This window comes from Kushneria sinocarnis, assembly GCF_003633775.1.
Taxonomy (GTDB): Bacteria; Pseudomonadota; Gammaproteobacteria; order Pseudomonadales; family Halomonadaceae; genus Kushneria; species Kushneria sinocarnis.
This window is the reverse complement of record NZ_RBIN01000002.1, coordinates 349,060-362,850: the sequence shown is the minus strand read 5'-3', so window position 1 is coordinate 362,850 and position 13,791 is coordinate 349,060. Positions and strand designations below refer to the sequence as shown.

Below are 13,791 nucleotides of genomic sequence, written 5' to 3'. Positions count from 1 at the left end.
TGCGGACCCGGGCGCCGGCTCATCCTGCTGCGCTGTTGACTGCGTCATGTCTTCTCTCCGGCTCGGGAGTGCACGCTGGCTGCACTTGCGCCGCCCGGCTCAAGGCGCTCCAGTCTATCAGGGAGAAGCCCCGGGGTGGACTGCTGCGTGACCATTGGACCGTTCGGTCAGGTCGCGGCCGGGGGCGCCCCGGGAGCGGGCACCGCGCGCGCCAGCAGCGCTGCCCGTGCGCCGCGCTCCACCCCGGCATTGGGAAAGACCACGTGCAGTGGCACATCGCCCACCCGGGTTTCGCCATCGATGCCGTCCACGGCGATCAGCTCGCCGCTGTCGAAGCGGGTGAAGTTGGCGATGTCCTCGGCGAAGGCGAGGGTGAAGTCGTCGCTGGTGCGCATCAGCTCCTGTTCCACCCGGAAGAAGGCAAGCCGGGCCGTGTCCGCGGTGGCCGGTGGGGTGCCGGCCAGCCGCGCCTGCAGCAGGGCGGCCATCGGCTCCAGGGCGTCGAGATCATTGGCGCCGAAGGGGGCCACCCGGCCCAGTTCGAGGGTGAAGCCGGCCAGGCCGTGGTAGTACCGGCTGTAGTGGGAGAAGGTCCAGCTGTGGCGGTGCTGGGCGAGTGCGGCCTGCAGGCCGGCGCCGGCCAGCACCGGCCAGACGGTGGCCGGCGTCGGCGTATCGGAGCAGGGCTCGACGGCAAAGCGCGGGTAGCGGCTGTCGCGGATGGCGGTATGCAGGTCGAGATGCAGGGGCACATCGGTGGCGCCGGGCAGCCCGGCACCGGAGGGGGCGGCGTGCTCGGCCAGGAATGCATCCACCGCCTGCATCAGTACCCGGGCCCGCTGCGCTTCCTGACGCGGATCATCGGCCGCCACGCCATCACGCCGGAACAGCCGGTTGAGGTTGGTGTCGAGATAGCGCCGCCCTGCGCGGATGGCGTCGGCATGACCGATGATCAGCAGGGCGGGGGCCGCGAGCTGCCACTGACCGGCATCGAGCCGGGCGGCGACCCGGCCCAGCAGTTCGATGGGGGCGGTTTCGTCGCCATGCAGGCCGACCGAGATGATGGTGGCGGCCGCATCGGTTGCCGGGGTGTCGGGCACCAGTGCGATCACGCCCGGCGCCCGCGGCTCGGCGTGGCCGCCGGGCAGGCGAAAGCGCTGCGGGAGGGCGGCGTCGGCGTGTTCGATCAGACGGGCCAGGGCATCGCTGAGGAGGCAGTCGTTGGGGGTGTCGGCCATGAGAGGGGTCCGGGCAGGGGTGGGTGGCTGTCCCGCGCAGCGGGACTTCTATACTGAGCAGTCATTCCCGCCGAGCGCAATGCTCGAGGCAGGCTTCAACCGAAGGAGATCATGCCATGGGCGGCAGAACGGTCATCGCCCTCAATGGACCCCTCAATGCCGGCAAGAGTCATGTCGGGCGCGAATTGAGCCGGCGGCTGCCGGAGGCCCGCTTCATCGAGGGGGATGATCATGGTGCGCCGCCCGACAGTCCGCTCGCCGTGCGCATCGGGGCCGCCATGACGCGTCTGGAAACTCAGGTGCTGGGCATGCGCTGTCGCTGGCTGATCGTGGCCTTCCCCCTGCGGGAAGCCGACATGGCCCGGCTGCGCCGGGCCGCCGAGCAGCGCGGCGCGGCGATCTGTTGCATTACCCTGGCGCCGCCGCTGGCCGTGACACTCGCCAACCGGGGCGCCCGTGAGCTGACCGCGTGGGAGCGGATGCGGCTGCCCCGGATGTACGAGGAGGGGTTCGCGCAGCGCGCGTTCAGCGACCTGCTGCTCGACAACAGCGAGGAGACGGTCGCGGCCACCGCCGAGCGGATTCTGGTCTGGCTGGAAACGTTTCCGAGCTTCAGCCACTGACCAGCTTGAGGCCCACCACCGAGGCGATGATCAGCGCGATCCAGCCGACCCGCACCGGGTCCCGGGGCTCGTTCCAGAGTGTCATGCCGAGCAGCGCACTGACGACCGTGCCGATGGCGGTGAATACGGCGTAGGCGATGCCGAGCGGAATCGCGCGCATCGCCAGGCTGATCAGCAGCAGCGAGCTGCCGAAGCCCAGTGCCAGCAGGCCCAGCCCCAGCGGTCTTGAGCCGCGATTGAGTTTTTCCATGCCCATGACCCCCACGACTTCCATCAGCCCGGAGGCCAGCAGTGCCAGCCAGTACATGCGGTTCTCCTGCGTTCGAAAGGGGATGTCAGTGTGCCGATCGCCGGCGCAGGCCGATCACGCCGATCAGCAGCGTAACGACCAGCATCAGCATCAGCGGATTCGCCGGAGTGCCGAGAAAGAGGATGTCGACGGCCACCGTGCCGGCCGCCCCCAGTCCGACAAAGACCGTATAGACGGTGCTGGTGGGCAGGTGGCGTGCCATGCGCGTCGCCAGGGTCAGGCTGATGGCCACCAGTATCAGCGTGATCGCCCAGTCGAGCACCCCGTCGGCATACTTGGCGCCCATTGCCCAGCCCACTTCACAGGCGGCGGCCGGCAACATCAGCCACCACTGGCGGGCGCTTGCTGCTTTGTTCGAAGCCATGTTCACCTCTGATTGCATGAATGAGCCGGTTAACTAACTAACGTTCGTTAGTTATCATTGTAGCACTCTGCCATGACAGGGCAATCCCGGTACTCCACGACGTGGCAGCGAGGCGATTGTCCGGGGATTTCGACCAGCGAAGGAGCGTGCGATGACCACGACCGAAGAGCGGATCCGGGCCGCGGGGCTGCGGCTGTTTGCCGAGCAGGGCTATGAAGCGACGCCGCTGTCGATGATCGCGGGAGAAGTCGGCATTCGTACCCCATCGCTCTACAACCACTTCGACAGCAAGGAGGCGCTGTTCATGGCGCTGGCCGAAGAGGTCGAGGCTGACATGCTGGCCCACTTCAGCCGCAGCATCGCACGCTACGCCGAGCAACCGGTGCGTGATCGGCTGCACGCGTTGATCGTGGATACCAGCGACTTCATCTTCCAGCAGCACCGGGGCGTGTTCTACAAGCGCTTTCTGCTGTTTCCGCCGCCGGCACTGAAGGAGGCCCTGGCCGCGATCAATCAGGACAGCGAGCGCTACATCGACCGGCTGCTGCTCGAACTCTTCCACGAGGGACAGCGCCGCGGCGAGCTGCGCGCCCTGGATGAGCGCGCCTTTGTCAGTGCCCTCTACTGCCTCGTCGATGGCCTGTTCAGCGAGCGTTTTCTCTACGCCCGCGAGGAGTTCGATCGCCGACTGGAAGGGGCGTGGACGGTCTTCTGGGCCGGGGTGTGCGCCTGAGCGCCCCTACTCCGTGGCGTCGCTGTCGTGCCCGACCCGCAGCAGTCGTGCGACATCGAAACCGTTGGCGCGGGCCTGTTCCAGCATGGCGTGATACGCGCGCTCGGCGGGTTGAGGGGTGCGGGCCAGCAGCCAGAGATAGTCATGCGTCGGGCCGGCCACCACGGCGTGCTGATAGTGCTCATCCACCCACAGGACGTTGTAACCGGCGTAGAAGGGGCCGAAGAAGGTCACCCGCAGCCTTCCCAGCCGGTGATCGTCGGTCTCGAAGCGCGCCCGTCCGCGGGCTTCGTCCCACTTCTGTTCGGTCGTGCTGAAACCGCGGTTGATGACCTCGATATCGCCATCTTCGCGCAGTTCATAGGTGGCCGTCACATGGGTCAGCTCGCGCTCGAAGGAGTGATCCAGCCGTGCGATCTCGTACCAGCGGCCGAGATAGCGCTGCATGTCGAAGTCGGTGACGGCGTGCGCCCCTTCCGGGATGCGTGTTTCACCACCCAGCGCCGTGACCAGCCCGTACATCATTCCCTTCAGATCGGCCTTGTCGGGCATTTTGTTGCTCCCGTGTTGAATGCGGCTGACCTGCAGTCTAGTTCGCCTGTCGCCGACTGGCCCGGCGGCGTGACGCCGCAGTCCGCTACAGGCTTAAGCACTGTTTCAGCAGGCTGTCAAGATATCCCTTGGCAAGGGGTCAAGTTCTCGAGGGCAGCGCCGATGAAGCGACTGAATGCCCGGTGAGCGGGCAGCTACGTGAAACCGGGGGGCGGGACAATGGCAAGTGAAACCGGCTGGATGAGACATGAGGCGCCCTCGTCCAGGGAGACTTCCTGGTGGCAGCGCCTGAGCGAGCAGCGTCGGGGGCCGGCGGTCTCCGGCAGTCGTGACGAGTGGACCCTCAGGCGCAAGCTTTGGCTGACGCTGGGACTGATGTGGCTGGCGATGATCGCGATCGTCTTCAGCATGGCCTGGCAGAGTCGTGATCTGATGTTCAGCGATCGCCGGGCGGCGCTCTCCGATACCATCGCCATGGTGCATACGCTGCTTGATGGCTATGCCGCCAGAGTCGACAGTGGCGAGCTGACCGAGGCCGAAGCGAAGCAGCGGGCCGTGGCCGCCATCGGCGCCATGCGCTTCGGGGCGGAGCGTGACAACTATGTGTTCGTGTTCGATAACCGCTCCCATCTGCTTTATCACCCCCGGCGTGATGCCGGTACCGACATGTCCGGCTACACCGATCCCAACGGGGTCGCGGTCTATCGGGAGCTGGCCTCGATTGCCGGCACGCAGGGCAGCGGTTATCTCGATTACTCTTCCCGCGATTCGACCAGCAATGCGCTGTTTCCCAAGGTCAGCTATGTCGAGCGCTTCAAGCCGTGGGGCTGGAACATGGCAGCCGGTGTCTATACCAATGACATCCAGGCCGCCTTCTACAGCAAGCTGATGCAGTATGCGCTGGTGCTGCTGGGCGCGGGCGGGCTGGTCACGCTGGCCTTCGTGCTGATCATGCGCAATATCTATCGCAGCCTGGGCGGCGAGCCGGCCGAGGCGACGGCCGTGGTGGGGCGGATCGCCGAGGGGGACCTGTCGCAGCCGGTGCCGGTACATGGCAACGACGAGCGCAGCCTGATGCATGCCATCGAGCGCATGCGCGTGGAGCTCGGCGAGACCATCGCCGTGATCCGGCGCTCGAGCGAGTCGATCGACGTCGGCGCGCGCGAGATCGCCGCCGGCAATACCGATCTCTCCTCGCGTACCGAGCAGCAGGCCGCCTCGCTGGAGGAGACCGCGGCCAGCATGGAAGAGCTCACCGCCACGGTGCGTCAGAATGCCGACAACGCCGGGCAGGCCAGTCGCCTGTCGCACAGCACCACCGAATCGGTACAGCAGGGTCAGGAGGTGATCAATCGGGTGGTCAGCACCATGGGCGAGATCCGCGAGAGTTCCGGCAAGATCGCCGACATCATCACCCTGATCGACGGCATCGCCTTTCAGACCAACCTGCTGGCACTCAATGCCGCAGTGGAAGCCGCCCGCGCCGGTGAGCAGGGTCGTGGTTTCGCGGTCGTCGCCGGCGAGGTGCGCCAGCTGGCCAGCCGCTCGGCGGAGGCCGCGCGCGACATCAAGGGGCTGATCGAGCGCTCGGTGAACCAGGTCAGCACCGGCACCGAGCTGGTCGATGAGGCTCATCGGGCGATGGGCGAGATCCAGACCAGTGCGCAGCGGGTGAGCGATCTGATGTCGGAAATCTCGGCGGCCTCCCAGGAGCAGACCGCGGGCATCGAGCAGGTCAACGATGCCGTCACCCAGATGGACCAGGTCACCCAGCAGAATGCCGCGCTGGTGGAAGAGGCCGCGGCGGCATCGGGGTCGCTGGAGACCCAGGCCGGTGAGCTGCACCGCTCGGTGGCGCGCTTTCGGATCGTCAACGAAGCCTGAGTCGTCATGCCATGACAGCGCCGCCCCGGCTCGACCGGGGCGGCGCTTCTTGTTGCAGCCGGTGTCAGCGCTGTCCGCCATCCCGGATGGCTGCGGCAATCGCTTCACCGAGCTCGCTGGTGGAGCCCTTTCCCCCCAGGTCCGGCGTCAGCGGTGCCGCTTCCGGCCCGGCCGCCAGCACGGCCTCGATCCCCTCGACGATCGCTCGGCCGGCCTGTTCGTGGCCGAAGTGCTCCAGCATCATGGCGCCGCACCAGATCTGGCCGATCGGATTGGCGATATTGCGACCGTGGATATCCGGCGCGCTGCCGTGCACCGGCTCGAACAGGCTCGGAAAGTGATGCTCGGGGTTGATGTTGGCGGAAGGCGCCACGCCGATGGTGCCGGTGCAGGCCGGGCCGAGATCGGAGAGGATGTCGCCGAACAGGTTGCTGGCCACTACCACATCGAACCAGTCCGGATGCAGCACGAAGTTGGCGGTCAGGATGTCGATGTGGAACTTGTCGACGTCGACATTCGGGTAGTGTTCCGCCATCGCCTGCACGCGCTCGTCCCAGTAGGGCATGGTGATCGAGATGCCGTTGGACTTGGTGGCCGAGGTCAGCTTGCGGCGCGGGCGGCGCTCGGCGAGCTCGAAGGCGTATTTCAGTACCCGGTCGATGCCGGTACGGGTCATCACCGTATCCTGGATGACCACTTCCCGCTCGGTGCCCTCGAACATCCTGCCGCCGACGCTGGAGTATTCGCCCTCGGTATTTTCGCGCACCACGTAGAAGTCGATGTCGCCGGGGCGGCGGTCGGCCAGCGGGCTGCGAATGCCCGGCATCAGCCGGCAGGGGCGCAGGTTGACGTACTGATCGAAGCTGCGCCGGAACTGCAGCAGCGAGCCCCACAGGGAGATGTGATCGGGCACCTTGTCGGGCATGCCCACGGCGCCGAAGAACAGTCCGTCAAAGCCGCCCAGCTGTTCCTTCCAGTCCTCGGGCAGCATGCGACCGTGATCGAGATAGTAGTCGCAGCTGGCGAAATCGAAGTGCCTGAAGTCGAGCTTCAGGTCAAAGCGACGGGCAGCGGCTTCCAGAGCACGGATACCCTCGGGCATGACCTCGTTGCCGATACCGTCGCCGGGGATGACGGCGATGCGCTGACTCATGACGAAACTCCTGACGGACCGAAAGGTTGCCCTGACAGTCTAGTCGGTCGCAGGGTGCTGTTGAGAAACCGATCTGCGCTGAATGGCCGATTCCCCCGACTGCCGTTGGCACCTGCTGGCCGGGCGAGCAGTCAGTCGGCTGGCTGTCGTGCGGTCAGCGACTTCAGCCCTGCGGCAGCCTGACGGGGGGCGGCGGCCCGGCTGATGGCCGAGATGACCGCCACGCCATCAACTCCGGTACGCATCACCCGGGCACAACAGCTCGCGTCGATGCCGCCGATCGCCACTGTCGGCAGCCCGCCGGTGAATGGCAGGATATCGGCGAGCCCCTGCAGCCCGATCGGCCGCTCGGCATCGGCCTTGCTGCCGGTAGCCAGCACCGGCCCGATGCCGAGATAGTCCGCGCCTTCCCGGCTGGCGCGTTCGGCCTCCTCCCGGGAGATCGCGGAAGCGCCGATGATGAAATTCCGCGGGCAGCGTGCGCGGATGGCGGCCACGGACTCATCCTGCTGACCGACATGCACGCCATCTGCACCGATGGCCAGTGCCAGCTCGACGTCGTCATTGACCACGAAGGGCACGTCATGGCGGCGGCAGCGCTGCTGAAGTTCGAGTGCCAGCGCTCTGGTGGCCGTATCGCTGTGGGCTCTGGCTCCCTTCTCGCGAAACTGGAACAGGGTGATGCCGCCTGCCAGGGCCTCTTCCACGACCTGTTCGGGCGCATGCAGACAGTCATCGCTGCCCATGATGAAGTAGAGTTGCAGCCGTTGCCGGAGGGTCATTGGCCGATTTCCGTCAGTCGAGCTGTAAGTGAGGGGTCAGGCCTGCGGTATCGAGCTCGGCCAGCCTGTCCAGCAGCCGGTGGCGAAAGCTGCCCGGACCTTCGCCGTGCGCCGCTGCCAGTTCCGCGGCAACGCCGTAAAAGCCCGTGGCATCGGCTGTTGCACGCATGACCTGATCGTCGCAGGCCAGAAAGGCGGCCGTGATCGAGCTGAGCAGACAGCCGGTACCGGTTACCCGGGACAGCAGCGGATGGCCATTGCGTACGACATGCAGGGTGCTGCCATCGGTCATGGCATCCTCCCGGCCGGTCACGAGTACCGGCAGGCCCAGCTGTTCGCAGGCGCGCTCGGCGATGGCCGGGGTGTCCGCCCCGGCAGTTGCATCAACGCCCGAGACCCGGCTGTCGAGTCCTGCCAGATAGCCGAGTTCGCCGGCGTTGCCGCGGATCAGCGCCAGCTCGAGCTCATCGAGCAGGGTACGCACCGTACGGTTGCGGAAGGGCGTGGCGCCCACGCCAACGGGGTCGAGCACCACGGGGATACCGTGCTGATTGGCCGCCCGGCCGGCGGCCAGCATGGCCTCGACCTGGGCCGCACTCGGCGTTCCGATGTTCAAAACCAGTGCATCGGCAGCGGCCGCCATGTCGGCGGCCTCTTCGAGGGCATTGGACATTACCGGCGAGGCGCCGACGGCCAGCAGGCCGTTGGCCGTCAGATCGGTCACCACCGCATTGGTGATATTGAAGATCAGCGGATGCTGTGCCCTTACCCGATCGATGGAGGTCAAAGCGGTCATCATTGCTGTCTCCCGAGGTGGTCCATGATTCGTGGCAACCGGACCGGCGTGGTCATGTCACTCGCCGTTGAGCCGTTCCATCTCGCTGCGATACTCGCGCCCCAGCTCGCTTTTCTGTTCGTCGCTGAGCTTCTGTCCGGCGGAGATGAAGAAGTGCTGCTCCTCGTCCTCGAAGTGGTGCAGCGCCATCTCCTGGAGCCTTTTGGCGTAGCCGAGCCAGGCGGGCGAGCTGAAATCGGTCTGCTCCATCTGCTCGATCACCTCATCCATCTCGTGGTGTTCGGCAATGCCGTGACGGGATTTGCCGATGGCAGTGTCGTACTCCATCAGCGGGTTGTAGAAATAGCGCTCTTCCGCCGCTTCATGCGTCTGCAGGGCGCTCTTGACCCGCTGAAACAGCTCCTCGCGGCCATCGCTGTCGCCATGGGTCTTCACCAGCAGGTCGAGCAGGGTGCGCTGGGTCTCATGGTCCTTGCGAATCTCGTCAAAGATCGTGCTCATTGCCTTGTCTCCGGTCCCTGTATGTAAAGAAGCAGTGGCGCGGGTCAGCGCAGCCACCGATCCGTCTTCCAGCGTAGACGTCCAGCCGCGATTGCACAGGCCGGGCGGGCGTCGGCATGGCGAGAGCGGGGCGGGCACGCACGCAAGACCCCGCTCCGGGGAGCGGGGTACAGGGGAGAGCCGGCTGGTCTCGGGTCAGCCGTGGCGGCCGAGCACGCGCAGCTTGGATTCGACCATGTCGTAGTCGAGATAGCAGCCCTGCAGGTGACGCTTGCCGGTATTGGGATCGAACTGGCCGCGCCCGTGCAGCACGCGCCGGTTGTCGAAGGCAATCATCTGGCCGGGCGCGAGCTCGAAATCGGCGCGATAGCGCGGTTCGCGCAGCCGGGCCCAGAAGTCGCGATAGGCGTCGTACCAGGCTTCGATCTGCTCCGGTGCCAGATCGAGCGCATCGCGGATCCAGTTGTTGAAACGGATTTCGCGCAGCACACCGTGATCGTCGACCCGGATGATCGGCTCGCGCACCGCGATATCGTGATCGCCGTCCTGAAAGCGCAGATCGATCGGGGTTTCCGCCAGCATGGCAAAGTGGTGCGGCGCTTCACGACGCATCGCCTCGGCCACCGCGAAACCGTCGGCAAAGGTGGAAGCCCCTCCCCGGGCGTCGTTCTCCAGGCAGTAGAGCAGCTGGATATCCGGCGGATGGCGCCAGTTGGGCAGATCGGTATGCAGTTCCAGCTCGATGGCGGTATAGGCCGCATTGTTGGGGTTGGGCTTGGACTGCACGTCGAAGCGGGCACCGAAGTTGGTGGCGCGCAGCGGGCCGATCGATTCGGCAATGCGGATCACCTCGTCCAGCTCGGTCGGGCCGTTGTCGAGCATCACCAGGCCGTCGCGGATCAGCGCTTCCAGCCAGCTGCGCTTGCCGGCCACGCTTTCGGTGAAGTCGCGATGCTCGACATGATCGGGTAGAAAGCCTTCACGCCAGGCACGTGCCTCGGGGATGGCCGGCTGGAATCCATGCTGGCCGGGGCGGCGCTGATAGAGCCAGACGCCATCGAAGCGGCTTTCATGGCCATCGGGCCAGTGCAGCACCAGCTCGTTGTTCGCCAGGGCCACTTCGGGTACGCCGACCCGGTCGTCGATGACCTTGTAGAGGCGCTCGCGTGACGTGGTGTGACGGCAGGCATCGCAGGGGCAGTGATCGCGCAGCCAGATCGGCGGCAGCCAGGTCTGGGTACCATCCTCCCAGGCCAGGGTGATCCGGGAGCGACCATCCGGATTCTCCAGCGTGGCCGAGGTCAGCGCCGGGCCCTCGCTGTAGTCGGCAAGCTCCTTCATCTCGGTGCGACCCCGGGCGAGTGTCGATGACATTGGCTCTCCTCCTGAATCCGGTACGGGCAGTCATGCCCGCAAACGTTGATGTGTTGCGTCACATGGTGTGGGAGGGCGCACAATGCGGCAAACGATGAATATAACCTCTGAGGCTTAGCTGAGCTGGGGCAAATGGCTGCAATGGCGCCGGTTCCTTAATGGATTTGCCGGACTCCCCCGGTAGGCGGTGGGATAAGCAGGGCGTCGATGCCACAATAGGGGCAAGGGCCGATATCGTTCGGCAGGCCAGGATAATGCAGCAATGGGTTACGGGAACCGCCGGGAGGACCGGCATTGAACATTCTGATGTTCACCAATACCTACCGCCCGATCGTGGGCGGCGTAAGCGAATCGGTGCAGCGCTTCGTCAATGCCTTCGAAGCGCTGGGGCATCGTGTACTGGTGGTGGCACCCACCCTGTCGGGTCAGCCGGAGCGGGAGGAGAGCGTGATTCGCGTGCCGGCGCTGCAGCGTTTCAACGGCAGCGACTTCTCGTGGCCGATCATGCTGCCCGGGATTCTGGACGAGGCCATCCGCAGCTTCGAACCGGATGTGGTGCATGCCAATCATCCCTTTCTGCTGGGAGATACCGCTGCGCGGGTGGCGCGTATTCATCGGCTGCCGCTGATCTTCACGCACCACACGCTCTATGAGCACTATACCCATTACGTGCCCGGTGATCCGGCGGCGATGCGCCGCTTTGCCGTCGCCGTGGCTACCGGGTTTGCCCGCATGAGTGATGCCGTGATCGCCCCCAGCGAAAGCATTCGTGACCTGCTCTACGAGCGGGGGCTGGAGCCTCCCGTGCACGTGGTGCCCAGTGGGGTCGATACCGAGCGCTTTACCGGCGGCGATCGTGCCGGTTTTCGCGCCCGGCTGGGGCTGGGCGGGGACGCCCGGGTGATCGGCCACGTTGGCCGGCTCGCCCAGGAGAAGAATCTCGGCTTTCTGGCTCGTGGGGTGTGTCAGGCACTGCATGAACACCCGGAGCATCACTTCCTGGTGGTCGGCAGTGGCGACGAGGAGCACCAGATTCGCGAGCTCGCCGTCGATTACGGGGTCAGCGATCGGGTGCATCTGACCGGCGTTCTGCGCGACGGGGCGCTGGTGGATGCCTACAGCGCCATGGACTGTTTCGCCTTTGCCTCGCACAGCGAAACCCAGGGCATGGTGGTGGTCGAGGCGATGGCGGCCGGCCTGCCGGTGATTGCACTGGCAGCCCCCGGGGTCAGCGAGGTGGTCGAGGATGGCATCAACGGGGTGCTGCTCGATGAGGAGTGCGAGGTCAGCTTTGCCCGGGCGCTGCTGTCGCTTGATGAACCCTCGCGGCTGGCTGCATTGCGCCAGGGCGCGCGCGACACCGCGTCGCGCTTCGATCAGTGGGTCTGTGCCGAACGCTGTCTGGATGTCTACCGGATGGCGATGGCGGAAAACAGCCACCGACGCGGCGCACGACGCCTGCGTCGTACCCCCTGGCAGACGGCGCGGGCGCATCTCGACTCGGAGTGGAAGCTGTTTCGGCACCGCGGGCGGGTGCTCAAGGCGGTGCTCGATGAGTTCGATGACGGGGATGATTCGCTGCCATCGGACAGCGAGCGCGACCCGCTGGATCGCGAGGACCCGTCGGCGACGCTGTCGCCGAGCGAGTGATCCTCCGGCGGCCCTGCCATCGCCGCCTGCAGGTGGCGCCGTGGCGCAGGTGCGTCACGAGGGCTGTCGGCTGCCGCTCAGGGGCCGTTGCGACGCCGGGCGAGATGACGCAGCAGCAGCAGCACGGCCACGGCGGCAATCAGGGCGCCGATGGCCAGTCCGGTATCGCCGAGATGATGGTTCTGCAGCAGGACCCCGAGCTGGCTGCCGGCCACCGTGACCGCAATGAGTCCCGGCGCGATGCCGATGATCGAGCCGAGCAGATATTCGGAAAAGCGCAGGCGACAGGCGCCGGCCACCATGTTGGTGAAGGTGAAGGGGGCCAGCGGCAGCAGGTTGAAGATGATCATGGTGCGAATGCCGTGGCGGGCCAGGGCATCGGCCATGCCGTGGATGCGTTCGCTGCCGTAGCGCGCCAGCACATCCCGGCCGAGGGCGCGCCCCAGCCAGTAGGTGGCGATCGACGAGCACATGGTGCCAGCCAGCGCGTAGCCGGTACCCCACCAGGGCCCGAAGATCAGTCCGGTGGCCCCGACCAGCACGGTGAGCGGAAAGACGATCACGGCGGCAATCGGATAGATGGCCAGCAGTACAACCGGTGCCCAGACGGCCTCGCGCATCTGCATGGTATCGGCGAGCAGCCGTTCCATGGCTTCGGGCGTGACGGTATCGCCCATGGTCAGCCACTGCCAGAGGCAGCCCAAGGCAATCATCAGGACGACGATGGTGATCAGAAGCCAGAGTCGTCGCGACATGCTTGTGTTTCCTCGCTGAGAAAGGACGCCACTGCTCGGAGGGCATGAAATGGGACAGCATACGTCACATGACGCGGCGCTGCAGGTCCCCCGTTGCCGGCATGTCATCCACCGCTTGCCCCTGCCAGTGACCACAGCCAGCGCAGGAGTTCCACGGGGGGCATCATTTCAGCACATTCAGTGGAGATTGCCCGATGTCATCCCTGCCCCCGGTGACCTGGCTGCAGGCCTTCGAGGCGGCGGCACGTACCCTGAGCTTCACCCGCGCCGGTGAGGAACTGGCCGTCTCCCAGTCGGCGATCAGTCAGCGTATCCGCCTGCTCGAGGATCGGCTCGGTCAGGCGCTGTTCATTCGTCACCCCCGCTCGCTGAGTCTGACCGAAGCCGGCCAGGCATGGCTGCCGAGCATTCAGGAAGCCTTCGAGCGGCTCGCCCAGGGCACGGCCGAAGTGTTCGGCCCGGAGCCGGATGCCCCGGTCCTCATCCGCGCCACGCCGGCCGTACAGCAGTACTGGCTGGCGCCCCGGCTGTGCGCACTGCATCGGGCCCATCCCGAGCTGGCCCTGCGCGTGGTGACCGGTGTCTGGACTCAGGACTTTGTCGGCGAGGATGTCGATATCGAGATCCGTTACGGGCAGGGCGAATGGCCGGAGATGGTGCGTGAGTCGCTGGGCGAGGAGCGCATGACGCCGCTGTGCACGCCGGCCATGGCCGAACGGCTGACCACGCCTGCCGAACTGGCCGGTACCACCCTGCTGCATGCCGCCGGCTTTGCGGTGGGCTGGCCGGCCTGGCTGGCGGCCGCCGGCGTCGAGGAGATCGAACGCGATACGCATCGGCTGTGGTGCGATACCCAGGTCATGACACTGCGGCTGGCGGCCCACGGCTGCGGGGTGGCGCTGGCGCATCGCCGGCTGATGGGGTCGGCGGAAACGCTGGTGGCGCCCTTTGATATCGAGTGCCACACCGCGGAAGGCTTCTGGCTGACCCGGCCGGCCCGCCGCTCGCTGCGTGAACCGGCCCGCCGGGTCTGGGAGTGGCTGGCCGATCAGACCGGTGAGCAATGGCCGTGAGTC

15 protein-coding genes are annotated in these 13,791 nt (G+C 66.3%); 5 read left to right on the top strand and 10 right to left on the bottom strand.

Annotation, left to right across the window (positions count from 1 at the left end; genetic code table 11):
* Positions 1-167 precede the first annotated feature (167 nt).
* Positions 168-1,238 carry a succinylglutamate desuccinylase gene (locus C7446_RS04235; RefSeq protein WP_121171564.1) on the bottom strand — a complete coding sequence of 357 codons (1,071 nt, stop codon included), beginning with the start codon at positions 1,236-1,238 and terminating at the stop codon, positions 168-170.
* A gap of 116 nt (positions 1,239-1,354) precedes the next feature.
* Between C7446_RS04235 and C7446_RS04230 the strand changes: the two genes are divergently transcribed.
* Positions 1,355-1,861 (top strand): shikimate kinase, encoded by a 507-nt coding sequence (locus C7446_RS04230; RefSeq protein ID WP_121171562.1) that lies wholly within the window; start codon positions 1,355-1,357, stop codon positions 1,859-1,861.
* On the opposite strand, the gene C7446_RS04225 is transcribed toward C7446_RS04230, so the two are convergent.
* Together C7446_RS04225 and C7446_RS04220 are read right to left on the bottom strand one after the other, a co-directional pair.
* Positions 1,851-2,168, bottom strand: a complete 318-nt coding sequence (locus C7446_RS04225) for a DMT family transporter (protein WP_121171560.1) — start codon at positions 2,166-2,168, stop codon at positions 1,851-1,853. The two genes, C7446_RS04230 and C7446_RS04225, sit on opposite strands and share 11 nt — an antisense overlap.
* Before the next feature lie 28 nt (positions 2,169-2,196).
* Positions 2,197-2,535 carry a DMT family transporter gene (locus C7446_RS04220; protein ID WP_121171558.1) on the bottom strand — a complete coding sequence of 113 codons (339 nt, stop codon included), beginning with the start codon at positions 2,533-2,535 and terminating at the stop codon, positions 2,197-2,199.
* Positions 2,536-2,686: 151 nt separating this feature from the next.
* Between C7446_RS04220 and C7446_RS04215 the strand changes: the two genes are divergently transcribed.
* Positions 2,687-3,268, top strand: a complete 582-nt coding sequence (locus C7446_RS04215) for a TetR/AcrR family transcriptional regulator (RefSeq protein ID WP_121171557.1) — start codon at positions 2,687-2,689, stop codon at positions 3,266-3,268.
* A 6-nt stretch (positions 3,269-3,274) separates the two neighbouring features.
* Here C7446_RS04215 and C7446_RS04210 read toward each other — a convergent pair whose 3' ends face one another.
* Positions 3,275-3,820, bottom strand: coding sequence for a lipocalin family protein (locus C7446_RS04210; protein ID WP_245977664.1), 546 nt, complete (start codon positions 3,818-3,820; stop codon positions 3,275-3,277).
* 219 nt (positions 3,821-4,039) lie between these two features.
* On the opposite strand from C7446_RS04210, the gene C7446_RS04205 reads away from it, so the two are divergent.
* A complete protein-coding gene (locus tag C7446_RS04205) occupies positions 4,040-5,704 on the top strand; it encodes a methyl-accepting chemotaxis protein (RefSeq protein ID WP_245977663.1) in 1,665 nt (554 codons plus the stop codon).
* Between the two features lie 64 nt (positions 5,705-5,768).
* Here the strand turns inward: C7446_RS04205 and C7446_RS04200 are convergent, their stop codons facing one another.
* From C7446_RS04200 to C7446_RS04180, 5 genes are all read right to left on the bottom strand, one after another.
* The gene (locus C7446_RS04200; protein WP_121171553.1) at positions 5,769-6,857 is read right to left on the bottom strand and encodes a tartrate dehydrogenase; all 1,089 of its coding nucleotides are present in this window, start codon (positions 6,855-6,857) and stop codon (positions 5,769-5,771) included.
* A 131-nt stretch (positions 6,858-6,988) separates the two neighbouring features.
* Positions 6,989-7,639 (bottom strand): thiamine phosphate synthase, encoded by a 651-nt coding sequence (thiE, locus tag C7446_RS04195; protein WP_121171551.1) that lies wholly within the window; start codon positions 7,637-7,639, stop codon positions 6,989-6,991.
* 13 nt (positions 7,640-7,652) lie between these two features.
* Positions 7,653-8,438, bottom strand: a complete 786-nt coding sequence (thiM, locus tag C7446_RS04190; protein ID WP_211327848.1) for a hydroxyethylthiazole kinase — start codon at positions 8,436-8,438, stop codon at positions 7,653-7,655.
* 54 nt (positions 8,439-8,492) lie between these two features.
* Positions 8,493-8,936: a hemerythrin domain-containing protein gene (locus tag C7446_RS04185; protein WP_121171549.1), complete on the bottom strand. Its 444-nt coding sequence runs from the start codon at positions 8,934-8,936 to the stop codon at positions 8,493-8,495.
* A 195-nt stretch (positions 8,937-9,131) separates the two neighbouring features.
* A complete protein-coding gene (locus tag C7446_RS04180) occupies positions 9,132-10,310 on the bottom strand; it encodes a TauD/TfdA family dioxygenase (protein ID WP_121171547.1) in 1,179 nt (392 codons plus the stop codon).
* Between the two features lie 294 nt (positions 10,311-10,604).
* On the opposite strand from C7446_RS04180, the gene C7446_RS04175 reads away from it, so the two are divergent.
* Entirely contained in the window at positions 10,605-11,960 is a 1,356-nt protein-coding gene (locus tag C7446_RS04175; protein ID WP_245977662.1) for a glycosyltransferase, read from the top strand.
* A gap of 77 nt (positions 11,961-12,037) precedes the next feature.
* Here the strand turns inward: C7446_RS04175 and C7446_RS04170 are convergent, their stop codons facing one another.
* The gene (locus C7446_RS04170) at positions 12,038-12,715 is read right to left on the bottom strand and encodes a TVP38/TMEM64 family protein (RefSeq protein ID WP_121171545.1); all 678 of its coding nucleotides are present in this window, start codon (positions 12,713-12,715) and stop codon (positions 12,038-12,040) included.
* Positions 12,716-12,909: 194 nt separating this feature from the next.
* On the opposite strand from C7446_RS04170, the gene C7446_RS04165 reads away from it, so the two are divergent.
* On the top strand, positions 12,910-13,788 hold the full coding sequence (locus C7446_RS04165; RefSeq protein WP_121171543.1) for a LysR substrate-binding domain-containing protein: 879 nt from the start codon (positions 12,910-12,912) through the stop codon (positions 13,786-13,788).
* Positions 13,789-13,791 lie beyond the last annotated feature (3 nt).